The organism is Streptomyces neyagawaensis (genome assembly GCF_023516595.1).
Lineage (GTDB): Bacteria > Actinomycetota > Actinomycetes > Streptomycetales > Streptomycetaceae > Streptomyces > Streptomyces neyagawaensis.
The window spans coordinates 394,431-418,210 of sequence record NZ_JAMGBG010000001.1 but is presented as its reverse complement, the minus strand read 5'-3'; the positions used below and the strand labels follow the sequence as shown (position 1 = coordinate 418,210).

At 72.1% G+C, this 23,780-nt stretch carries 14 protein-coding genes and 1 pseudogene; 12 read left to right on the top strand and 3 right to left on the bottom strand.

The features are described from left to right. Nucleotides 1–43: 43 nt before the first annotated feature. The 3 genes from M8J73_RS01755 (at nucleotide 44) to M8J73_RS01745 (ending at nucleotide 2,366) form a co-directional block, all read left to right on the top strand. On the top strand, nucleotides 44–1,558 hold the full coding sequence (locus M8J73_RS01755) for a DEAD/DEAH box helicase (RefSeq protein WP_055538626.1): 1,515 nt from the start codon (nucleotides 44–46) through the stop codon (nucleotides 1,556–1,558). Nucleotides 1,559–1,604: 46 nt separating this feature from the next. Continuing rightward, complete coding sequence (locus M8J73_RS01750) at nucleotides 1,605–1,901, top strand: CBS domain-containing protein (RefSeq protein ID WP_055538625.1); 297 nt, start codon at nucleotides 1,605–1,607, stop codon at nucleotides 1,899–1,901. Between the two features lie 156 nt (nucleotides 1,902–2,057). After that, nucleotides 2,058–2,366: an SCO5918 family protein gene (locus M8J73_RS01745; RefSeq protein ID WP_055538624.1), complete on the top strand. Its 309-nt coding sequence runs from the start codon at nucleotides 2,058–2,060 to the stop codon at nucleotides 2,364–2,366. 20 nt (nucleotides 2,367–2,386) lie between these two features. Here M8J73_RS01745 and M8J73_RS01740 read toward each other — a convergent pair. Beyond that, a pseudogene (locus M8J73_RS01740) lies at nucleotides 2,387–2,628 on the bottom strand (hypothetical protein); the annotation flags it as partial. A gap of 97 nt (nucleotides 2,629–2,725) precedes the next feature. On the opposite strand from M8J73_RS01740, the gene M8J73_RS01735 reads away from it, so the two are divergent. From M8J73_RS01735 to M8J73_RS01695, 9 genes are all read left to right on the top strand, one after another. Beyond that, entirely contained in the window at nucleotides 2,726–4,411 is a 1,686-nt protein-coding gene (locus tag M8J73_RS01735; RefSeq protein WP_055538623.1) for a ribonuclease J, read from the top strand. 639 nt (nucleotides 4,412–5,050) lie between these two features. Next, nucleotides 5,051–5,806: a hypothetical protein gene (locus M8J73_RS01730; RefSeq protein WP_157873128.1), complete on the top strand. Its 756-nt coding sequence runs from the start codon at nucleotides 5,051–5,053 to the stop codon at nucleotides 5,804–5,806. A 116-nt stretch (nucleotides 5,807–5,922) separates the two neighbouring features. Then, on the top strand, nucleotides 5,923–7,572 hold the full coding sequence (locus M8J73_RS01725; protein WP_079054815.1) for a TIGR02677 family protein: 1,650 nt from the start codon (nucleotides 5,923–5,925) through the stop codon (nucleotides 7,570–7,572). After that, nucleotides 7,569–8,816, top strand: coding sequence for a TIGR02678 family protein (locus M8J73_RS01720; protein ID WP_055538621.1), 1,248 nt, complete (start codon nucleotides 7,569–7,571; stop codon nucleotides 8,814–8,816). The genes M8J73_RS01725 and M8J73_RS01720 overlap by 4 nt, the downstream gene beginning before the upstream one ends. Further along, a complete protein-coding gene (locus tag M8J73_RS01715; protein WP_240501243.1) occupies nucleotides 8,813–13,033 on the top strand; it encodes a TIGR02680 family protein in 4,221 nt (1,406 codons plus the stop codon). Before M8J73_RS01720 ends, M8J73_RS01715 begins: the two co-directional genes overlap by 4 nt. After that, nucleotides 13,024–14,469, top strand: coding sequence for a TIGR02679 family protein (locus M8J73_RS01710; RefSeq protein WP_063799204.1), 1,446 nt, complete (start codon nucleotides 13,024–13,026; stop codon nucleotides 14,467–14,469). Before M8J73_RS01715 ends, M8J73_RS01710 begins: the two co-directional genes overlap by 10 nt. Nucleotides 14,470–14,902: 433 nt before the next feature. Next, complete coding sequence (locus tag M8J73_RS01705; RefSeq protein ID WP_055541431.1) at nucleotides 14,903–15,964, top strand: zinc-binding dehydrogenase; 1,062 nt, start codon at nucleotides 14,903–14,905, stop codon at nucleotides 15,962–15,964. 462 nt (nucleotides 15,965–16,426) lie between these two features. Continuing rightward, nucleotides 16,427–19,648, top strand: coding sequence for a bifunctional cytochrome P450/NADPH--P450 reductase (locus tag M8J73_RS01700; protein WP_055541432.1), 3,222 nt, complete (start codon nucleotides 16,427–16,429; stop codon nucleotides 19,646–19,648). Nucleotides 19,649–19,855: 207 nt separating this feature from the next. Next, nucleotides 19,856–21,094 (top strand): MFS transporter, encoded by a 1,239-nt coding sequence (locus M8J73_RS01695; RefSeq protein WP_249828139.1) that lies wholly within the window; start codon nucleotides 19,856–19,858, stop codon nucleotides 21,092–21,094. A gap of 111 nt (nucleotides 21,095–21,205) precedes the next feature. On the opposite strand, the gene M8J73_RS01690 is transcribed toward M8J73_RS01695, so the two are convergent. Then, on the bottom strand, nucleotides 21,206–21,829 hold the full coding sequence (locus tag M8J73_RS01690; RefSeq protein WP_055542497.1) for a TetR/AcrR family transcriptional regulator: 624 nt from the start codon (nucleotides 21,827–21,829) through the stop codon (nucleotides 21,206–21,208). A gap of 224 nt (nucleotides 21,830–22,053) precedes the next feature. Continuing rightward, nucleotides 22,054–23,658: an alpha/beta hydrolase gene (locus M8J73_RS01685; RefSeq protein ID WP_240501723.1), complete on the bottom strand. Its 1,605-nt coding sequence runs from the start codon at nucleotides 23,656–23,658 to the stop codon at nucleotides 22,054–22,056. Between the last annotated feature and the right edge of the window lie 122 nt (nucleotides 23,659–23,780).

The following is a 23,780-nucleotide window of genomic DNA, read 5'->3' as shown; positions in this document are numbered from 1 at the left end:
TGCGGGAATTCCTTGACCTGTGCCGCATCCAGGAAGGTTCCGCATGAACCGCACACGCACGAACGACCGCTTCGCCCGTACCCGTAACGGCAGTGCCGACTCCGGAAAGGGCGGCGGCCGCTTCGGTCCGTCGGCCTCGAGTCGCTCTGGCGGGCCGAGTCGCTCCGGTGGACCGAGCCGTTTCGGTGGTCACAGCCGTCGGCCCGCCGCCGTCCAGGGGGAGTTCGCCCTGCCCAAGACGATCACTCCCGCGCTTCCCGCCGTGGAGGACTTCGCCGGTCTCGACATGCCCGGGGCACTGCTGGCCGAGCTCGGTGCGCAGGGCGTGACCGTGCCGTTCCCGATCCAGGCCGCGACCCTGCCGAACTCCCTCGCCGGCCGGGACGTCCTCGGCCGTGGCCGCACCGGTTCCGGCAAGACCCTCGCCTTCGGGCTGGCGCTGCTGGCCCGTACGGCCGGGCAGCGCGCCGAGGCCGGGCAGCCTCTGGGGCTGATTCTCGTACCCACGCGTGAGCTGGCGCAGCAGGTCACCGACGCGCTCGCCCCGTACGCCCGCTCCGTGAAGCTGCGGCTGGCCACGGTGGTGGGAGGAATGCCGATCGGCAGGCAGATGAGCGCGCTGCGCGGGGGCGCCGAGGTCGTCGTCGCCACGCCGGGGCGCCTCAGCGACATCATCGACCGTGGCGGCTGCCGGCTGAACCATGTTTCCGTCACGGTCCTGGACGAGGCCGACCAGATGGCCGACATGGGCTTTATGCCGCAGGTCACCGCCCTTCTCGACCAGGTCCGCCCCGAAGGCCAGCGCATGCTGTTCTCCGCGACCCTCGACCGCAATGTCGACCTGCTCGTGCGCCGCTACCTCAGCGACCCCGTCGTGCACTCCGTCGACCCCTCGGCCGGCGCGGTCACGACGATGGAACACCACGTGCTCCACGTGCACGGCGCCGACAAGCACACGGCCACCACCCAGATCGCCGCACGCGACGGTCGTGTGATCATGTTCCTCGACACCAAGCACGCCGTCGACGGCCTCACCGAGCACCTTCTGAACAGCGGGGTACGGGCCGCCGCCCTGCACGGCGGGAAGTCGCAGCCGCAGCGCACCCGCACGCTGGCGCAGTTCAAGACCGGGCACGTCAACGTGCTGGTGGCGACCAATGTCGCGGCGCGCGGCATCCATGTCGACAACCTCGATCTGGTCGTCAACGTGGATCCGCCGACCGACCACAAGGACTACCTCCACCGCGGCGGCCGTACGGCCCGCGCCGGCGAGTCCGGCAGTGTCGTCACCCTCGTCACCCCCCACCAGCGCCGCGGCATGACCCGCCTCATGGCGGCGGCCGGCATCGTCCCGCAGACCACCCAGGTCCGCACGGGCGAAGAGGCCCTGCACCGCATCACCGGCGCCCAGGCCCCCACCGGCATCCCGGTCGTCATCACCGCACCGGTGGTCGAACGCCCCAAGAAGCGCGGCGCCACCTCACGCGGCCGACGCCGCCCTGCCGTGGCGGCCCGCCGCGCATCCGTACGGCAGTCCACCGCTGGTGCGACGGCATAGAACCGTCGCGGTCAGGAAACCGGCCCCACTCCGTAGGAGGAACCCTTTGAAGCTGGACCAGACGCATTTCCGCCCGGCGACCGCCCACGCCGCGCACGGCACGACGGCCGACACCATGGACGCGACCGGACCGCAGGTCTGGGAGGACATGACCGTGGAGGTGGCCCTGTCCGTGATGGCCGCCGCCCGCACAGGCCATCTGGCCGTCTGCGACGAGGACGGGCTGTACACCGGCCTGGTCACCCGGGCCCGGCTCACGGCCGTGCGTGACGGCTCCGGATACAGCGACCGGATCCGCCTGCGTGACATCGCCGATGTCGTCGGGCCTTCGCTTCACCGCTGACAACGAGAGCCGAAGCCGAGCGCGTGCCGCGCTGCCGCCAGTACGGGGTCCCGCCCGGGGGCGACGAACACCGCAAGGCTTGAGGGCCCTCGCCCTCTCCCGCTGAACGACTTCGACGGAGGTCGGCCCCGTCTCTCCTTCTCCCTGTGAGGCATCATGCGCTGTGTCATCGCCCGCTTCCCGTTCGAGCTGTCCAAGAGCGGGGTGCTGGAATCAATGAAGGGCGTCAAGCCCGAACCGGTCACCGGTGAGTCCGTGATCATCGGACGGCGCCACTACCCGGTCAAGCAGGTCGGCCAGGTCATCACCCGCCAGGACCGCCGCGATTTCAGTGGCGCCGAAGTGTTCAGGGCAATGGCCCGCCTCGGCTTCACCTGTCGCACCCTCCCCGAACCCGCACCCAGCCGCGTCGAAAGCCCGTTGCAGAGGGCTTCCGCCATGCTCGGCACCCCCCTGTCCGTCTGAAGGACGCGACGGGCGCGCGCCTACACCGGTACAGCGCTGGGTGAGTGGTCGGAGGAGCTGAAGTCGCCGACGGTCAAGGCACTGACGTCCTCGACAGCAACGCGGGACATCCCGCCCGTCTCCGGGATCCCCGCCGTGGCCTGCAGGATGCCGTGCCCTTCAGGATCCGGACGCCATGGAAGTGCAGATGCCTGGGCGGCCCGTCCTTCTGCACCGGGGCGTCGACGGCAGCGGAGAACTTGCCCGCATCGGCGCAGTCCGATCGTCCCTGGCCATCAGGTGCGGGTGAGCCGCTCCGTCGCGAAGAAGATCACCGCCCAATGGATCAACCCGCCCCACTCTCCCGGTACCGTCAAGGTATGAGCCATCCGCACCCCGAACTGAAAGCCGCACCCCCTCTTCCCCAAGGAGGGCTGCGGGTCATCGCCCTGGGCGGTCTGGGTGAGATCGGCCGCAACATGACCGTCTTCGAGCACGCCGGCAAGCTGCTCATCGTCGACTGTGGCGTGCTGTTCCCCGAGGAGAACCAGCCCGGCGTGGATGTGATCCTGCCGGACTTCACCTCGATCCGGGACCGGCTGGACGACATCGTGGCCGTGGTGCTGACCCACGGGCACGAGGACCACATCGGCGGAGTGCCGTACCTGCTGCGTGAGCGGGCGGACATTCCCGTCGTCGGCTCGAAGCTGACGCTGGCGTTCCTGGAGGCCAAGCTCAAGGAACACGGCATCCGGCCGCGCACGGTGCGGGTGCGGGAGGGCGACCGGCGCGCCTTCGGACCCTTCGACTGCGAGTTCGTGGCGGTCAACCACTCCATCCCGGACAGCCTCGCGGTCGCGATCCGTACCGGGGCCGGGATGGTGCTGCACACCGGCGACTTCAAGATGGACCAGTTTCCCCTCGACGACCGCATCACCGATCTGCGCGCTTTCGCCCGTCTCGGCGAGGAGGGCGTGGACCTGTTCCTCACCGACTCCACCAACGCCGAGGTGCCCGGTTTCACGACCTCCGAGCGTGAGCTGAACCCGGCGATCGAGCAGGTGATGCGCACCGCGCCGCGGCGGGTCATCGTCTCCAGCTTCGCCAGCCATGTGCACCGCATCCAGCAGGTCCTGGACGCCGCCCACCAGCACGGCCGAAAGGTCGCCTTCGTCGGCCGGTCGATGGTCCGCAACATGGGAATCGCCCGTGACCTGGGCTATCTGAAGGTCCCCTCCGGTCTGGTCGTGAGCACGAAGGAGCTGGAGAAGCTCCCGGACCACAAGATCACGCTGGTGTGCACCGGATCCCAGGGCGAACCGATGGCCGCGCTGTCACGGATGGCCAACCGCGACCACGTGATCCGCATCGGCAAGGGCGACACCGTCCTGCTCGCCAGCTCCCTGATCCCCGGCAACGAGAACGCCATCTACCGGGTGATCAACGGACTCACCCGGTGGGGCGCGCACGTGGTCCACAAGGGCAACGCCAAGGTGCACGTCTCCGGGCATGCCAGCGCCGGCGAACTCGTCTACTGCTACAACATCGTCAAGCCCCGCAATGTCATGCCCGTGCACGGCGAATGGCGCCACCTGCGGGCCAACGCCGACCTCGCCATCCGTACCGGCGTCGACCCCGAACGGGTCGTCATCGCCGAGGACGGCGTCGTCGTCGACCTCGTCGACGGGCGCGCGTCCATCACCGGCAAGGTCCCCGCCGGCAACGTCTACGTGGACGGCATGGAAGTCGGCGGCGCCACCGAAGCGTCCCTCAAGGACCGCCTCACCCTCGCCGAGGAGGGCGTGGTCACGGTGGTGGCGATCGTCGACGCGGACACCGGCGCTCTCGCCGAGGCCCCCGACTTCCTGGCCCGTGGCTTCGTCCACGACGACACCACCTTCGAGCCGGTCGTCCCCGTCATCGAGAAGACCCTGGCCACCGCGGCCGAGGAAGGCGTCGGGGACGCGCGCCAGCTCGAACAGCTCATCGCCCGCGCCGTGGCGAACTGGGCGTTCCGCACGCACCGCCGCAAGCCCCTCATCATCCCCGTCATCATCGACGCCTGAGCCCCGGCCCGGCAGGCGTCCGAGGTCACTGGCCTGCCGGGGCTGGAAGAGGAGAGGCAGGCCGCCGACCACGACGCTCGTTTGACGTTCCGGCCGCCTCACCGCCCGTGCCTGAGGCAGGAACCCATGTGACCTGCGGATTCTCTCGTTCTCATACTTTGTGGCGTGTTTCCGATGACGTATCACTTGGAGTGTGTGGCGATTCCGGAGCCAGCCGCAAAGTGCTCCTGACCTGCGGTTGCGCCGATGGCTGGGCGATTCGATCTGTTTCCGGTCCGCCGTCGGACGGAGTGGGTCGGCTGCTTGCCTCAGTCGGTCCGGGCGAAGTGCCGAAGCTGTGGCCAACGGCGAACGGACAGTTCGCAGGGGGAGCCCTCCACGACGAGCTGACGGACATCCTGGGGGCGTCAGCGAGGCCGATGGCGGCGGGTGCGATGTGAGCCGGTGCCTGCCAGCCAGCGTCTCCGGTCAGTGTCGGTGGGGAGAATGAACCCGGTATTGGAGGGCCGCCACGGCGCCGGGCGTGGCCTCGCTGTAGTGCGGCCGACCTCACCAGAGACCGTGCTGTCAGTGCATGGCGGTAGGCCCACCAGGGATTTGTCGGATCCTGAGGGACGACTCGGTGAGGAGGCCGACGCAGTGGCAGCAACGGGAGGGGACCCGCGGCGGACACCCGGTCCGGCCGTGCCCAAGCCGGGGCCGGTCAAGCCCGCCCAGCAGTGGTTCCAGGAGCGTCCCTCTCCCTGCTCCTGGGAACAGGACGCGCTGGACCATGTCAGGCGTCTCATGCCGGCCGCCGAGCCGTACCGTGCCTGGGCGACCTTCTCCTTCACCGCCCAGTCGGGTCGGGTCAACGAATGCGATCTGCTGATCGCGGTTCCCCCCGGATTCGGCTCGGCGGGCTCCTACGAGCTCACCCGCGCGGAGCGCCGGGTACTGCTGGGTGAGGACCCGCCCGTGAACATGACGGGACGGGCGGTCAGTACTCTGCGGCGGACTCGTGAGGAGTACCTGGAGCGGGTGCATCCCGGAGGCACCTTGATCGTTCAGGACACGGCGGGACAGATGCGCTGGTGGACCTGGGCCGGCCACCGTGCGAACGCCACACTCGCCGCGACCCTCGACACCGTCGCCGTGCCGGGACAACACATCAACGACCGCTGGATCCGGCTGCGGGAGGACGTCACTGTGCACACCTGGGGTGATGTGACGAAGGACGCGACCGACCGGCTGTGCCTGCCGGACGTGGACGAACGCGCGGTACGGGGACTGAAGTTCGGTGAGGCCCTTCCGCCACGTCTGGCCGAGGCCACACTGTCGGCCCGGCTGGCCGACACGGAGTCCGCCGCGGCCGTGCTCACGGAACCGGTGCGCTTCGTCCGGCACGAGCGATGACCCACCCGGGGTGCCGTTCGGGCTGGACGAGGGAAAGGGCACATGGACGGAGTGAGCATGCGAAATCCAGACATGGGACACAGTCGCTGCCATACATCCGGAACAATGAACCGACGATGACTTCGCAGACGTCCCCGACTCCCCGCCGCCACGGCTCCACCCTTGCCGACTACACCCCCTTCGCTCACCTCAGCACCCCCAACGCCCCTCTCTACCGCCAGGTCATGCGGGCCTTCCTCGTCGCCAAGGAGCGGTTCGCGGTGCATCTGCGGCCGGAGGACGTGTACGCCGCCCTGGACGCGGGGAGCCCGCCCGCCGACCTCGAAGCGGTGACGCAGGCGCTGGACAAGCTCGTGGAGTGGGGCAACCTCCGGGCCGATCCGGACCACGCGCGGGTGACGGCGGTCGAGGACTTCTACCGCAGGCGGTTCATCTACCAGCTCACCCGGGCCGGTGAGGCGGCAGAGGCGGCGCTGGGGACGTACGACGAGGTGCTGGGGCGGCGCGGGGAACTCCAGGCGGTCGCGTTGCACGACATCGTCACGCAGCTGAGGGCGCTCCTGGTGATCGCCATGGAGGACGAGCCGGACCCGGCCAAGACGTACGTGGCCCTGTCCGTGCTGACGGCGCGGTTCACCGACCTCGCCGACAACGCCCGTGCCTTCATGGGCTCGCTGCAGCGCACCATCGACCTGCACGACATCGAGGTTGAGGCGTTCCTCGCCTACAAGGACCGGCTGATCCAGTACCTGGAGCGTTTCATCCAGGACCTCATCACCCTCGGCGGGCGGATCGCCCTGCTGATCGGGGAACTGGAGGAGCAGGAGCGGGTCGGTCCGCTGCTGAGGCTCGCCGCTGCCCGCGAGGCCGCCGACGCCGCTCCCGAGGAGGCCGAGCGGGCTGAGGCGGTGGCGTACGAGCGGTGGTCCGCCCGGTGGTCCGGCCTCGCCGAGTGGTTCGTGTCGGGGGAGGGACGGGAGTCGCAGGCCAGGCTGCTGCGCGGGCGGGCGCTCAACTCGATCCCGCAGCTTCTGGCCGTCGTACGGCAGCTCAACGAGCGGCGGGCCGGACGCTCGGACCGTTCCGCCGACTTCCGTACCCTCGCGCGCTGGTTCGCCCAGGCGCCGGACGACGCGGCGCGGCACCGGCTGTGGCGCGTGGCGTTCGGGCTGCACTCCTCCCGGCACCTCACCGTCGACGCCGACACCCTTGCCGAACGGGCAGCCACCCCGGAGCCCGCCTCGACCCCGTGGAGCGAGGCGCGACCGCTGCGGATCAGCCCCCAACTGCGCCGTACGGGCAGTTACGAGCGGCGTGGCAAGCCGCGCAAGGTGGCCGACCGGGGTGAGGCGAAGCGCCGGCTCGCCGAGATCGCCGCCCGGCAGACGGAAGAGACCAGGCGGGCCCGGGACCGTCTCGTGACGGGCGGACCGGTGCGGCTGTCCCGGCTCGGCGAACTCGACCCGCCCGCCTTCCAGTTGTTCCTGCGGCTGCTCGGCGACGCGCTCGCCACCTGGCGGCCGGGCATGACCACCACCGCGGCCACCAGCGGGGATGGTTCGATGGAGATCCGGCTGACCGCCGTCGATGACGGATCGACAGCCGAAGTGCACACGCCCGACGGTGTGTTCAGCGGCCCCGACCACCTGATCGACATCGTCGACCTCACGGTCGGGCACGGTCACGCCGCCGCGTCGGCATCGGCGCCCGTTCCCTTCCCCGTCCCCCGACGGGACACCGCTCCCCAGCCCGCGGAGGACCGATGAGCGGCCCTCTCGCCGAGGTCCTCGACGGCCAGCGGCAGGCCGACCTCCAGAAGGCCGCACGCGCTCTGCTGAAGGAGCCGCTGCTCACCGCCGACGGGCCGTACGCCGACGAGTTCCGGCTGGTGCGCCGGCACACCACCGAACTGCGGGAGTGGTTCGAACGCAACGTCGGCTGGACGCTGCGCACGGACGCCGACGCCGCACGGCTGCGCAAGACGCCGGGCACCCTCACCGACGCCACGCACCCCGCGCGCGAGGCCGCCCGCAGTGCCCTGCCCTTCACCCGCCGCCGCTACGTCCTGCTCTGCCTGGCCCTGGCCGCGCTGGAACGCGGCGAGTCGCAGGTGGCGCTCGGGCGCCTCGCCGAGCAGGTCGTCCTGGCCGCCGCCGATCCCGAACTCGTCGCCGCCGGGATCGCGTTCACTCTGGAGCGGCGCGACGAGCGCCTCGACCTCGCGGCCGTCGTCCGCCTGCTGCTGCGGCTCGGGGTGCTGCGGCGGGTGGCCGGCGACGAGGACGCCTACGTCAGTGGATCGGGCGACGTGCTGTACGACGTGCGGCGGCGTGTGCTGGCCGGGATGCCGGCGTCCCTGCGAGGGCCCTCCATGGTCGAGGCCGAGGGCTTCGAGGAGCGCCTGGTGGAGATGACCGCGTGGACCGCGCTCGACATCGACGAGCTCAGGTTCCGGGCGGTCCGCTGGAAGTTGACCCGCATCCTCCTGGACGACCCGGTGCTGTACTACGACGACCTGACCGACGACGAACTGGCCTACCTCACCCGGCAGCGCGGCTTCATCACCGCCCGTATCAACGAGCTGACGGGACTCGTCCCGGAGGTCCGGGCCGAGGGCATCGCCATGGTCGACCCGATGGACGACCTCACGGACGTGCGCATGCCGGAACAGGGCACCCACGGTCACATCACCCTGCTGCTGGCGGGGCACCTGGCCCGGGCGGCCGGGCCCGTCCAAGCGGCGGAGCTGGCGGCCCGCGTACGAGAACTGGCCGAGGAGCACGGCGGATTCTGGTCCAAGTCGGCGAGGGAACCGGGAGCGGAGCCCGAACTCGTCGAGCAGGCGCTGACCAAGCTGGTGGCGCTGGGACTCGCCGAGCGCACCGAACGGGGCGTCGTACCGCGGCCGGCCCTCGCCCGGTACGCGGTCGGCGAGCCCGTCGTCAGGGAACCCGGAGGGGGTCGACGGCCCCTCGCCACGACCGTGCAGCCCGTGCAGGACGAAAGGTGAACCACCCAGTGACCGCGCTCCCCGCTCCCGTTCCCGGCCGGTGGCGGCCCCTGCGCATCGGACTTGTCGATCTCTTCCACTACGACATCGAGGAGTTCTGGTTCCGCGACGGCCGTCTGCTGCTGCGCGGCAACAACGGCACGGGCAAGTCCAAGGTGCTCGCCCTCACCCTGCCGTTCCTCCTGGACGGCGACCTTTCCGCCCGCCGCGTCGAACCCGACGGCGACCCGGGCAAACGCATGGAGTGGAACCTGCTCCTGGGCGGCGCGCACCCGCATCCCGAACGGCTCGGCTACACCTGGATCGAGTTCGGACGGCTCGACGGCACCACGGGCGAGGCGCACTTCCGCACGCTGCTGTGCGGACTGAAGGCGGTCGCCGGACGCGGCATCGCCCGCCACTGGTTCGCGGTCACCGACCAGCGGATCGGCGCAGGCCTCGACCTGCTGGACGCGACCGGGACGGCACTGTCCCGGGACCGGCTCGCCGAGGCCGTAGGGAGCCACGGCATGGTGTACGACACGGCGAAGGCCTACCGCAGGGCCGTCGACGAAGCCCTCTTCGGGCTGGGGGAGCGGCGCTACGGAGCCCTCGTCGACCTCCTGATCCAGTTGCGTCAGCCCCAGCTGTCCAAGCGCCCCAGTGAGGCCGCCCTCTCCCGGGCACTGACCGAGGCGCTGCCGCCGATGGACCAGGCGGTCGTCGCCGACGCGGCGGAGGCGTTCCGGTCGCTGGACGAGGAGAAGGAGGAACTGCGGGCGGCCCGCGATGCCGAGCAGGCGTCCTCGGCGTTCCTCGACCACTACCGCCGCTACGCCCGCCTCGCCTCCCGGCGACGCGCCCGCCTGCCCCGCCGCGAACACGCCCGGTACGAGAACCTGCAACGGGAGCTCGCCAGGGCGCAGACGGACCGGGACCGCGCGGTGGCGGACCGCGAAGAGGCCCGGGCGAGCGGCGCCGCCCTCGACGAGCGGGCCGCGCGGCTGGCCGCCCAGGACGCCACGCTGCGGTCCCGGCCCGAGATGCGTGACGCCCGCGCGCTCGACCGGGCGGCGGACGACGCCTCCCGCACGGCCGCGGAGCTGAAGCGGGCCGAGGCGGACCGGCGTACGGCGTCCGAGGCGCACACTCGGGCCCTGGGCCGGCTCGCCACCGCGGACAACCGGCTCACGGCCGCCCGGGAGACGCTGGACGGCATCCGGGACCGGGTGGCCGAGAGCGCCGCGGCAGCCCGGCTCGACCTCCCCAGGACGGAGGGAGCCCCCGACACGGTTCTGCGCCGGGAGGCGGACGAGGCCACCGCGAGCAGGCGGCGCGCCGTCGAGCACGTGGCGGAACTCGCCACGCGGGCCGAGCAGGCCGAGGAACTGCACCGGGCGGCCCGGCTGCGCGTCGACGAGGCCGACGAGGAGGCCGTGCACGCCGAGGAGCGGCTGGCCGAGGCGGAGGAGGGTGTCGCCCGGGAGGGGCGGGCGCTGGTCACGGCCGTACGGGAGCACCTCTCCGGGTGCGTGGAGCTGCGCGTGTCCGGGCTGCCCGGGGTCCTGGACGCCGTGCAGGACTGGGCGAGCTCTCTGGACGGTCCGCCGCCGGCCCGTACGGCGGCGAGCGAGGCGCATCGCACCGCCGCCTCCCGCCTGGCCGACCGGGCAGCCGGACTGGCCCACCGCGAGGCGGCGACGGCGGAGCGGCAGCGGCTGGCGGCGCAGGAACTGACCGCCCTGGAAACGGGTGGGGAGCGCGGCCCCGCGGCTCCCCCGACGCGGACACCCGGCGTGCGGGACCGCGGCCCCGGTGCTCCGCTGTGGCGGCTTGTCGACTTCCGCCCGCACGTCACCCAGGCCGACCGCGCCGGACTGGAAGCCGCGCTGGAGGCGTCGGGACTCCTCGACGCCTGGGTGCGGCCGGACGGTTCCGCGGTCGCGGCGGACGGCCACGACGTGCTGCTCGACCCGGTCGGGCTGCTCGGCGGAACCGGCCTCGACCGCGTGCTGTGCCCGGCGGTCGACCCCGGGGACGCGGGGGCCGCCGCTGTGGGGGAGGAGACGGTCGCGCGCCTGCTCGCCTCGATCGGGCTGGCCGCAGGCGGTGGGCCCGGGCCCGGCGAGGCCTCCTGGGAGGCCGGTGGCCACGACACCTGGGTCTGCGCGGACGGGCACTTCCGCGTCGGGGCGCTCACCGGAAGCTGGGCCAAGGACAGCGCCCAGTACGTGGGGGAAGGAGCGCGGGAGCAGGCGCGTCGCGTCCGGCTCGGAGAACTGCGCGCAGAGATCGACGGCTTGACGGCGGAGCGGGAACGACTGGCCGAGGAGTCCCGCGCCGTGGCCGGGCGTCGTGCCGTGCTGGACGCCGAACTCGCCGCACTGCCCGGCGACGACGACCTGCGGCACGCCCACGCCCGCGTCACCGCCGCGGCCGAGGCGGTCCGCCGCGCCCGCACCCGGCGGGACGAACGCGCCGCGGAACTCGCTCCGGCGGCGCGACAGGCCGAGCGCGCCGCGACCGAACTCGCGGACACCGCGGCCGCCCTGAACCTCCCCGCCGATCACACGGCACTGGGTCTCGTGCGCCAGGCGCTCGCCGACCACACCGCCCTCCTGGCGGCCCTCTGGCCCGCGATGCGCGAACGCGCGGAGGCCGAACGCGCGGTGACCGGCGAACAGGAGGAGACCCACCGGGCCGAACTCCTCGTGTCCGAACTCGCGGAGCGCGCCACGGAAGCGGCCCGGGTGGCCGCGGCGGCGGACGAACACCTCACGACGCTCCGCTCCACCGTCGGAGCGGCCGTCGCCGAGCTGCAGAGGCAACTGGAGGAGACGGCCGAGGCGGCCCGGGTCTGCGAGCACGAGCAGCGGCAGGTCCGGGAGGACTTTGGTGACGCGGACCGGCGGGCCAGCCGCGCCGAGGGACGCATCGAGCGGCTCGCGGAAGACGTCACGGAGGCGACCGCCGCGCGTGAGGAAGCCGTCGCGGCGCTCCAGCGGTTCGCCGCGACGGGACTGCTCGCCGTCGCGCTGCCCGACATCGAGGTACCGGACGACGGCGGAGGGACGTGGGCGGCGACCCCCGCCATCACCCTCGCGCGGGCCGTGGAGTCCCGGCTCTCCTCGGTCGACGACACCGACGCGGCCTGGGAGCGCGTGCAGAAGCGGCTGAGCGAGGAGTTCGGCAGGCTCCAGGACGCGCTGTCGCGGCACGGCCACACCGCCACCGCCCGCCCGAGCGAGGACGGCATGCGCGTCGACATCGTCTACCAGGGCCGGGAACGGGCCGTGCCGGAACTCGCCGAGGCACTGGCCGTGGAGGTCGCGGAACTCACCCGCATCCTGTCCGCACACGAGCGCGAGATCCTCCAGACCCATCTGATCACCGAGGTCGCCGGGACGCTCCAGGAACTGATCGGGGCGGCCGAACGGCAGGTGGCCGCCATGAACAGGGAGCTGGAGGAGCGCCCGACCTCCACAGGCATGAAGCTGCGGCTGGTGTGGAGAGCGTCGCGCCGCGCCCCGCAGGGACTGGCCCAGGCCCGCGAACGGCTGCGTCAGTCCGCCGACGCGTGGTCGCCCGAGGACCGGGCCGCGGTCGGCGCGTTCCTCCAGGAGCAGATCGCCCGCCGACAGGCCGACGACAGCGCCGGCAGCTGGCTGGAGGACCTCACCGCCGCCCTCGACTACCGGTCCTGGCACGAGTTCGGCGTCGAACGCCACCAGCACGGCAAGTGGGTGCCGGCCACCGGCCCCGCCTCGGGCGGGGAGCGGGTGCTGGCCGCGTCCGTGCCCCTGTTCGCCGCCGCGTCCTCGCACTACGCGAGCGCGGGCGGCGCGCACGCCCCGCGCCTGGTCACCCTGGACGAGGCGTTCGCCGGTGTCGACGACGACTCGCGCGCCAAGTGCCTCGGTCTGCTGCGCGCCTTCGACCTCGACGTCGTCATGACCAGCGAACGCGAATGGGCCTGCTACCCCCAGGTGCCGGGCATCGCCATCGCCCAGCTGTCCCGCGTCGACGACATCGACGCCGTACTGGTGACACGGTGGGAATGGGACGGCAGCGAACGGCGGCGCGGCACGGAGCCCGGTGCCCCGCGGGACGCGCTCGGGGCGGCTGCCGGCGCCGGCGACTTCGGCGAGGGGGCCGACGGGCCGGTGACTCCTTTCGGTGAGCCGGGGCGGACGGCCGTCGTCGACAGCGTCGGCGGACAGGGGGCCCTGTGGACGTGAACCATGCGGCGAGCCCGCCTGACCGCGACGAGGGAGGCCGGGCGGCGGCCGGACGCACGACACCGCCGGACGCCACCGCGGACGCGGTGCCGACCGGGCCGTCACCGGCACAAGCCCGGACCGATGTCGACACCGAGCGCCTCGGACGCCTGCTCGGCGATCCCGGCCTCACCTGGTTCGTGGACCGCGTGCGGCAGCGGATGGCACGCGGCCGGCCGCTCACCGGTGCCGTCACCTTGTCCGGCCCCGACGCATCCCAACGGCGCGCCGCCGATCGCCTGCTGGGACGGGCGCCGCGATCCAGTGGCTCCCTCAGCATTCGCCTCGACACCGTGGATGAGATCCTGCGTCGCTCCGGTGTCAGCCCCGACGGACTGGCGGCGGCCGTCATCGCCCTCACCGGCCCGGTCATACTCCACGCCGAGACACGGAACAGGGAGGAACGGGCCTGGGAGGAGGCGTACGCCCCGCTGAACAGCCTCGACGCGGAGCTTGCCCGCTGGGCTGAGCGGGTCCGCCGTGACGGTCTCGTACGGCGCCTCGCCCGTACACCGGAGGCCGCGGGCCCCCTGGTGGAGGCCGCCGTCCGCGCGTTGCGTGCGCTGCCCGCGTCATCGCCGACATCGCGGGCGACGTTCGCGGCACAGAACCTCTCCGGCGCCCATGCCCTGGACGAAGGGACGCCGCTCGCCACCCTCGTCCTGTCCGGCATCCGCTGCCTCACCGGCTTCCCCGACGGCTCGGGTGCGCAATGGCGGCGGGAGGCGTGGGCCTCGGCGGGCTTGCTCAAGGACGACCTGTCATCGACCGTCCTCACCCTCAACCTGCGCGGTACTCCCTCCCTCGACTGGATGGCCGACGCGGGGGAGCCGGCGGTGCTGACGCTCCGCTCCCTCACCCGTCGCGCACCGGTTGCCTCCGTTGCGGCGGCGTCAACCGTTCACATCTGCGAGAACCCGGCCGTGCTGTCCGCCGCCGCCGACGCCCTCGGCCCGGCGTGCCCGCCGATGGTGTGCCTCCAGGGGCAGCCGTCGGCCGCCGCGCTCATCTTGCTGCGCGACCTGTCCATGCGGGGAGCCCGTCTCCTCTACCACGGCGATTTCGACTGGGGCGGTGTGCGCATCGCCGCGGCACTGGCGCGAAGTGTCCCTTGGCAGCCGTGGCGCTACACGGCCGCCGACTACCGAGCGGCAGTCACCGCAGTGGCCGAAGCCCCGGACCTGACGGGTCCGCCCGCCGCGACTCCCTGGGATCCTGCCTTGGCCGTCGCTCTCGCCGACTGCGGTGTCCGGGTCGAGGAGGAAACGGTGCTGGACGCCTTGCTTACGGACCTCGGATCGGGCCCCCGCCGAGCCGCATCCCGAGGCGCGGTGGGCGCCGATCCGACGAGGACCGAGCCAGTGGCGAGCAGAGCTCTGCCGGCCTGGGAGTCGTGACGCCCGTTCGACGCTCCAGTACCTGGCAGTCCCGCTGAACGTGGCGATTCTGGAGCCGGTCGGCAAGAGGGGCCTGAGGGGCTCCTGAGCGGCTAGCACCCCGCCGAGCCGGGTTCCCGGTCCGGGAAGCCCCGCGAACGCAGGCCGGTGGGAGGTGGAGTCGCTGTGCTGGTTGCGGCGCTCTTCGCCGTGCTGAGGCCTCGGCAGTGCCGTATGGGGCAGGCGTGGGTGGGCCGAGCCGTGCTGACCGCTCTTGCGTGCCGCCCCTTCTGCGGGTCGGCCTGCCCTGCCACCGCAGCCTTTCCCCATTCCAGCCCCCACTCTCTCCCCCGGTGAGATGCTGGTCACTCGAACTTGTCAGACGATCCAGTTGAATGACATGGTCGACTGACCATGTCATTCGCTTGAAGCATTGGAAGGATCGAGGTCCGTCATGAAGACCATGCTTGCCGGGCGGCTCCGCCTGGACACCCGCACGTTCGCCGTTGAAGAGGTACCCGTGCCCACGCCGGGGCCGGGCGAGGTGCTGGTCGAGGTGCGGGCCGCCGGGGTGTGTCTGTCCGACGTTCATCTGATCGACGGCAGTATCGGCCCGGCGTTCCCCGTCGACTCCGTCGCCGCGGCCCGTGCCGTCACGCTCGGGCATGAGGTCGCCGGTGTCATCCATGCCGTGGGGCCGGGGGTGGCCGGTGAGTGGGTGCCCGGCACCCGAGTCGTGCTACAGGCCGGGCAGGCGTGCGGCGCGTGCGGTGGCTGTCTGCGCCGCACCGCGTGTCGGCAGCCGCTCACCCGTGGTGTGGACTACGACGGCGGCTGGGCCCAGTACGCCCTGGCGCGCGAGGACACCCTGCTCGCCATCCCGGACGACCTTCCCTTCGATCAGGCCGCCATCATTCCCGACGCCGTCTCCACCCCGTACGCCGCGATCGTCGAGACGGGTGCGGTGCGTCCCGCGCAGGCAGTCGGGATCTGGGGGGCGGGCGGTCTCGGCGCGCACGGCGTCCGGCTTGCCCGCATGGTCGGCGCGGCGCCGATCATCGCCGTCGATCCCCTGCCCACCGCCAGGGAGCGGGCCCTCGCCTTCGGCGCCGACTTCGCTCTCGACCCGACGGCGGACGGCTTCGCCGAAGCGGTGGCGGAGGCAACGGCAGGGCGGGGGATCGACGTGGCGTTCGACTTCGCCGGCGTTCCCGCCGCTCGCGCTCAGGCGGTCGCCGCGCTCGGGGCCGGCGGCGTCCTGGTGCTCGCGGGGCTCACGCCCGAGCCGATCGTCGTCGGCGACAGCACCGGGTTCTGCTTCCAGGGCAGCCAGATCCGCGGCCACTACGGCTCCGGCTTCGAGCATGTGGAGCAGCTCATCGGCCTGACCTCCGCCGGGCGGATCGATCTGGCCCCTTCCATCACCGCTCACGTCCCGCTGGTCGACGCCGCGGACGCCGTCCACCGGCTGGAGAAGAAGATCGGCGATCCGATTCGGTTCGTCCTCACCCCCTGAGTCCTCTGCGCGCCGCGCTCGGTCCTCCCAACTCCCTGGCCGGTCCTCCGAATCCCTGGCCGGTCCCGTGAACTCCCTGCCCGGTCCTCCGGAGTCCCTGGCCGGTCCTCCCCATCCCTGACCGGTCCCGTGAACTCCGTGCCCCGTCCTCCGAAGTCCCTGGCCCCGATCCCGTGAACTCCCTGCCGGGCCCCGTCCCGTGAAGGCCCTGGGTTCTGCCCCCGTGGGCTCCCCGCCGACTCCCGGCGGTCTTTGAGGGGGCGACAAGCCTCTCCCGCGACACCGCGTCGCGGGAGGGGCTTTGTCTGTTTGGTGCGCCTTTGCGGCCCTCCCGCTAGGCGGCCCCGACGGTCAATCGATCGACTGTGTCAGGCGCCACAATCGAGCGACATTGTCGAGTGACAATGTCGCCTGTATGGTTCTAGCCAGTGGACAGCCTGTGCGGCAACGAAAGGCAAGCTCATGACCCACGAGACCCTGCGTGGAACCGAACCGATTCCTCAGCGCCCGGCCCTGCCCCTGGTGGGACACGCGTTCGACATCCCCAGTGGGGCCGACGGCCTGCTCTATGTGATGAAGGAGGCCAAGGAGCTGGGGCCGCTGTTCAAGCTCCGCGTCTTCGGCAACGAGATCAACTTCGCGTCCGGTCTCGACCTGGTCACCGAGCTGGCGGACGAGAGCCGGTTCCGCAAGAACGTCCACCCCGACCTGGTGATCCTCCGGGGGATCGGTGGCGACGGGCTGTTCACCGCGTACAACGACGAGCCCAACTGGCGCAAGGCGCACGACGTCCTGATGCCGGCGTTCTCACTCGGCGCGATGCGCGGCTACCACGCGACGATGCTCCGGGTCGCGCGAAAGCTGATCGGGAAGTGGGACCGGGCGGCGGGCGAGGAGTCCGTGGACGTCGCCGACGACATGACGCGCCTGACGCTCGACACGATCGGACTGTGCGGCTTCGGCTACGACTTCGAGTCGTTCGAGCGCGACGAGCCGCACCCCTTCGTCACCGCGCTGTCCAGGGCGCTGGCCTTCGCCCAGGACAAGGGCGAGTCGATCCCGGGCGCGGAGCTGTTCAAGTGGAAGCAGGCGGAGCGGTTCCGTGAGGACGTGGCCCTGATGGAGGGCCTGGTCGACGATGTGATCCGGCAGCGCCGGGCGTCCGGGGACATGAGCACCGACGACCTGCTCGGGCGGATGCTGCACACCACTGACGCGGTGACGGGCGAGCCGTTGGACGACGTCAACATCCGCTACCAGGCGATCACGTTCCTCATCGCCGGCCACGAGACCACCAGTGGTGCCCTGTCGTTCGCCCTTTACTACCTGACGAAGCACCCCGAGGTCCTCGCCCGGGCCCAGGCCGAGGTCGACGCCCTGTGGGGCGACTCGGACGCCCCCGAGCCCGACTACGGGGACATCGGCAAGCTGACGTACATCCGCCAGGTGCTCAACGAGAGTCTGCGGCTGTGGCCGACGGCGCCCGCCTTCGCGGTGGAGCCGATCGAGGACACGGTCATCGGCGGGAAGTACGCCGTGCGCAAGGGCGAGTCCATCCAGATCCTCATCCCGCAGCTGCACCGCGACCCCGCCTGGGGCGAGAACGTCGAGCTGTTCGACCCGGACCGGTTCCTGCCGGAGCGGGAGGAGGAGCGGCCGGTCCATCTGTTCAAGCCGTTCGGCAGCGGTGAACGCGCCTGCATCGGGCGGCAGTTCGCGCTGCACGAGGCCACACTGGTCCTCGCGCTCGTGATCCACCGCTACCGCCTGATCGACCACACCAACTACCAGCTGAAGATCAAGCAGTCGCTCACCCTCAAGCCGGACGAGTTCACCCTGAACCTGGCCCGGCGCACCAGCGGGGAGCGGCGCTCGCCCGCCGCCGCGGCCCTCGTGGCGGGTAGCGCTCCCGCAGGCCAGGACCGCCCCGTCGTCCGGCGCGCCACCGGTACCTCGCTCACGCTCCTGCACGGCTCCAACCTGGGCACCTGCCTGGGCATCGCCCGCGACCTGGCCGACGACGGCGGCGAGCGCGGCTTCACCGCCTCCGTCGCCCCCCTCGACGACGCCGTGGGCAAGCTCGCCGGGGCCGACGGGCCCGTTGTGATCGTCGCCGCCTCCTACAACGGCAGGCCCACCGACGACGCCACCGAGTTCGTCACCTGGCTGGAGGGGCTGGAACCCGGCGCCCTCGACGGCCTGCGGTACGCCGTACTCGGCGTCGGCGACCGCAACTGGGCCGCCACCTACCAGCGCGTCCCCACCCTCATCGACGAGCGGCTCACCGCCGCCGGCGCCACACCGCTGCTGGAGCGCGGCGCCGCCGACGCCGCCGGTGACTTCGCCGGCACCGTGGACCGCTGGACCGGCGACCTGTGGACCACGCTCCTGGAGCGCTACGGGACCGCCGGGGAAGCGGCCGCCGCCGAACCGGAGGACGACCAGGACTCGGGCCTGTACGTACTGGAGGACGCGACCGACTCGGTCATCGGCGGGCTCGCCGCACGGCACGGCGTCCAGCCGATGGAGGTGCTCGACGCCGGTGAACTCGTCGACATGTACCACGGGTTGGGCCGCTCCAAGCGCTTCCTCAAGCTGCGGCTGCCCGAGGGCGTCACCTATCGCACCGGCGACCACCTCGCCGTTCTCCCGAGCAACCCGGCCGACCTCGTGCGGCGGGTGGCCGACCGGTTCTCCCTCGACCTGGACCGCACCGTCCGGCTCCAGACCCGCCGCCGCAGCCGGGGCGCCCTGCCCGTCGACCGCCCGCTGACCCTGCGCCGCCTGCTGACCGACTTCGTCGAACTCCAGGACCCCGCCACCCGGGAGCAGGTCGCCGCACTCGCCGAGCACACCGCCTGCCCGCCCGAGAAGCGCCCCCTGGCCGAACTCGCCTCCGCCGACGAGGAGACCTTCCGCGAGCAGGTGACCGCCGCCGGACGCAGCCTCCTCGACCTGCTGGAGCGCTACCGGGCCTGCGAGCTGCCGTTCGAGGTCTTCCTGGAGCTGCTGCCGGTGCTGCGCCCGCGCCACTACTCGATCTCCTCGTCCGCCGCGGCGGCACCCGGCGAGGTCGACCTGATGGTGTCGTTGCTCGCCGCGCCCCACCGCAGCGGCGAGGGCACCTTCCGCGGCATCGGCTCGCACTACCTCCAGACGGTGAGCGCCGGCGACACGGTCCAGGCCCGGGTGCTGCCCTGCAGCGAGGCGTTCCGGCTGCCCGAGGACGACTCGGTGCCGGTGATCCTGGTCAGCGCGGGCACCGGTCTCGCCCCCTTCCGCGGGGCCGTGCTCGACCGCCACCACACCGGGTCGACGGGCACCCTGCTGTGCTACTTCGGCTGCGACCACCCCGACGTCGACTACCTGCACCGCACGGAGTTCGAGGCGGCCGAGGCCGCCGGAGCCGTCAGCATGCGGCCCACCTTCTCCTGCGCCCCCGAGGACGGGGCCCGCTTCGTCCAGGACCGCATCGCCAAGGAGAGCGACGAGGTGTGGGCGGCCCTGGAGGCCGGCGGCCGTGTCCATGTCTGCGGCGACGGCCGCCGGATGGCCCCCGCGGTGCGGGAGGCGTTCATGGCGATCTACCGCACCCACACCGGCGCCGGGGACGTCGAGGCCAGCGCCTGGCTGAACGCGCTGATCGAGTCCGGAATCTACGTCGAGGACGTCTGGGCCGGCTGACCGGCCTCGGTGCGGTGGCGGCGCCCGCCGCACACCGCGCCACCCCACTGACCGACAGGGTCACGGACACTCCCCCCTCCGTGGCCCTGTCTCCTTCGCACCGTCTCCCGCCCCCTCCTGAACTGGTGAGGTTCGCATGCCCGTCACCCGCTCGGCATCCCGCCGAGGACCCTTGACCACCCCCAACCACCCACAGAGGAGCGGTCGGTGAACGCACGAACGGGTTCCGCGCTCACCTTCGGCGTGGCGGTCGCCCTCGTCGCCGGAGTGACCCTGGGCAACGGCGGGGCGAACGTGATGCCTGTCTTCGTCGACGACTTCGCGACGCGCTTCGCGCTGTCCGACTCCACCGCCGGGCTCGTGGCCGCGACCCAGCTGATGGCGACCGCCGTCGTCACGCTGCTGCTGGCCGGGCGGGCGGCGCGGCCGGGCCGGGTGCGGATGGCCCGGCTGGGCCTGGCCGTCTCGTGCGTCGGCTTCCTGGGCGCGGCGGCGGTCACCGACACGGTCACCCTGATCCTCGCCAACCTGGTCCTCGGCGCGGGGCTCGGCGCCGTGTACGCGGCGGCCACGGCCGCGCTCGCCGCCACCGACGACGCCGACAAGGCCTCCGCGGTCACCATCTGCGGTGTCGTCGGGGTGACGGCGCTGCTGATCATGGGCGTCCCCATGGCCAACCACGACCTGGGGGAGGGCACCGGCTTCCTGCTCATGGCACTGTGCTGTCTCGCCGCATGGCCGCTGCTGCGCCGACTCCCCGACGGCCCCGCCGTCCCCACCGCGCCGGGCGCCGATCCCACCGCGTCCGGCGTCGGCCCCACGCCACCGGCCGCCGGGTCCGCCGGTGCGCGAGGGACGGCGGCGTCGAGGCCGTCGGTCGTACTGCTCGTCGGTACCGGGCTCCTGTGGACAGTCACCCAGGGCGCGTGGTCGTACGCCTCGGTGCTGGGGCGTCAGCACACCGGCATGTCGCACTCGGCGGTGTCGGCCGTCCTCGCTGTCTCCAGCGTCGTGGCACTCGTCGGCGCGGTGGTGGGGCCCGTCACCGCGCGGCACTGGGGTCGCATGCGGTCGATGGCCGCCTTCGTCATGGGGCAGGCCGTCGCGATGGCGATCCTGATCTTCACCCACGACCCGGTGTTCTTCACCGTCGCGGCCGTCCTCTGGCAGGGCTGCCAACTGGCCGTCCTGGTGCAGATGCTCGCCGCCGCGGCGCTCCTCGACCCGACCGGCCGACTCGTCGCCTCCCTCAGCGGCGCGGGTGCGCTGGGCACCGGCGTGGGACCGTTGGCCGTCGGCGCCGTGCTCGACGGGGCCGGGGCCGGCGTCCTGAGCGTCGTCCTGGCGTTCGGCACCTGCCTCGCCTCGCTGCCCCTGCTGAGGATGACGGTGGCCAGCGGGGAGACCGCCGGCGCAGTACAGCCCGGACGTGTGCCGGCGGCCTGAGGAGGCCGCACGGGACGTGCGTGCCGACAGACTGCCGTGACCCACTGCCGAAGGGCCGGCGCGGACGGAACACCGTCCGCGCCGGCCCTTTCCCGGCTCGCCGTCAGCTGATCAGACCGTCGGCAGAGTCACGAACTCCAGGCGGCCGCCCGCGAGTGCGACGACGGCGGAGACCAGGGCCTGGAGGCAGGCGAGTTCGGCCTCCTCGTCGGGCAGGGAGAGGCGCTGCGACGAGAGGCCGTCGAAGCCGGCCAGGAAGAACCGGGCGAGGGTCTCCGGCGGCTGGGCCAGCTGGTGACCGGTACGCTCGGCGGCCTCGGCCACCAGCTTCGTCGTCACGGCCGTCACCTCGCGGTAGTGGCCCTCCAGGGCCTCCTTCAGCCGTGGGGTCCGGAGCGCGAACATGGACAGTTCGGTGAGCAGCAGGTGCGTGGTCGGCTGCTCGCGCACGGTCCGCCACAGGGCGGTGGCGAGTGCCGCGATCGTGTCCTCGAAGCAGGCGTCCGTGGGCGCCGACCGTCCGACCTGGGTGATGAGATCGTGGGTGAGCTGCTCCATGACGGCGCGGTAGAGGTCTTCCTTGGTGCCGAAGGTGTAGTGCACCGTGGCCTGGGCGACGCCCAGCTCCGCCGCGATGGCACGGGTGCTGCCGGCGGCCACGCCCTCCCTCGTCATGAGGTCGATGGCGGCCTTGATCAACTGAGGACGGCGCTCGGCCGCGGATACGTGAGCCATGAAGCCATTATATCGACTTAGTCCTGCGAACAAGTCGATCGATCATGTCGAATCGGCGACGGCCGGTGTGTCGAGGTTGACTGCGCCCCGGTTGACTGCGCCCTGGCCGAGCCGACCGTGGCCGCGGCCGGTGGCGCAAGAGGCCCCCTCCCACAGCCCGCCGGGTGTGGGAGGGGACCTCCGTCATTCAGCGATCCTCAGGGAACCACAGGGGCAGTCAGCGGCTACCCGAGGCGGCCCGTGCTCAGCAGGTCGGGCAGCGGGTTGACGAGGTCGCCGCTCGGGGACTGGCGCTGAGCGGAGGGGGCGGCCGGCCAGACCGCGGGGCAGTGGGTGTTCTTGCGAGGGGTCTTCAGAGTGAGCAGGTACGAGTCGATGGCCTTGCGGGCGCACGGGCTCAGCCAGTAGTCACCGTGGCCGACCCCGTCGTACGTGAGGAGGACGGCCTCGCGGCCGATCTGCCGAGCCGCCTGGGATCCCCAGGAGTACGGTGTCGCCACGTCGTAGCGGCTGTTGGTCACGAGGATCGGCGGGGTGCCGTCGACGCGGAGCCGGTGCGGCGGGTTGGCCACCTCGGTCGGCCAGTTCTGGCAGCCGGTCAGGTCGGTCCACGCCAGGGAGCTCAGCCGGGTGACCGGGGCGAGACGGGCCAGCTTGCGTTCGTAGCGGGCGAGCATGCCGTACGAGGCCACGTCGAAGTCGTAGTCCTGGCATGTCACCGGGAGGTACGGGAACTGCGTCGGCTCACCGCGCCGCCCGAGGGACTTCGCCGCGGAGGGGGCGCCCGCGTCCAGGTCGGCGAGGGACTGGGCGAACTCGAACCAGGAGGCCGGGTCGTACATGTTCCCGAACGCCGCGTCCTGGAGTTCCTGGGTGGTCACGGTGTGCGGCGGGTCGCCCGGCAGGACCAGCTCACCGGCGGCCGCGCGCTGGTAGAGCGAGTCGAACAGGGCGCGGGCGTCCCGGCCGTGCAGCGCGCAGGCGGACGTACGGGCGCACCAGTCGGCGAACTGGCCGTACGACTCCTCCATCGCGATCGTCTCGGTCTTCTGGTAGTCCCACCTGCCCAGGCTGTGGTCCATGTTGGAGTCGAGGGTCATCGCGCGGACGCGGTGCGGATAGCGCTCGGCGTACTGCTGGCCGATACCGGTGCCGTAGGAGACGCCGTAGTAGCTGATCCGCTTCTCGCCGAGGCCGGCGCGGATCGCGTCCATGTCGCGGATGACGCTCCCCGTGTCCATGTGGTCGACGAGGGAGCCGGTGAGAGCGCGGCAGCTCTTGCCGAGGGCGCGGTTCGCCCGGCGCAGGGAGGTGAAGGACGCGGTGCTGTCCGGGTAGAGCAGTCCCGACTGCGCCGTGACCAGGTCGCTGTCGCACCGCACCGGGTTGCTGCGGGCGACACCGCGCGGGTCGAAGCCCACGATGTCGAAGCGCTCCAGGAGCGCGGGCGAGAAGCTCTCGGGCGCGCTGAACGCGAAGTCCACGCCGGAGCCGCCCGGGCCGCCGGGGTTGATCAGGAGCGAACCGATCCTGCGTGCGGGGTTCGTCGCCACATGGCGGTTGAGCGCCAGGTCGATGGTGGCGCCACGCGGCTTCTTCCAGTCCACCGGCACGGTGAGGGTGGCGCACTCGAAGGTGCCCTGACCGGAGGGGGACTCACAGGGTTCCCAGGCTATGCGTCCGGGCGACGGGGCCTCGGCCGTGGGAGCGGCGACCGCGGTTCCGGCGAGCAACTGCCCGAACAGGGCGGTGACCAGGGTACCGACGGCGAGTCGCCCGCGCCGTCTGTGGCGAGCGGCGGGCCGGGCCAGTGGGGGGTGGGATGTCACGGATGTTCCTCCAAGGAACAGGAGTTCACAGGCGCGACACAGGATCATCCCAACTGGCCTGCCACGCAAGGAAGATGATGTTCCCTCGGGCGAGGTTGGCCGGATCGGCTTGACCCTCACGC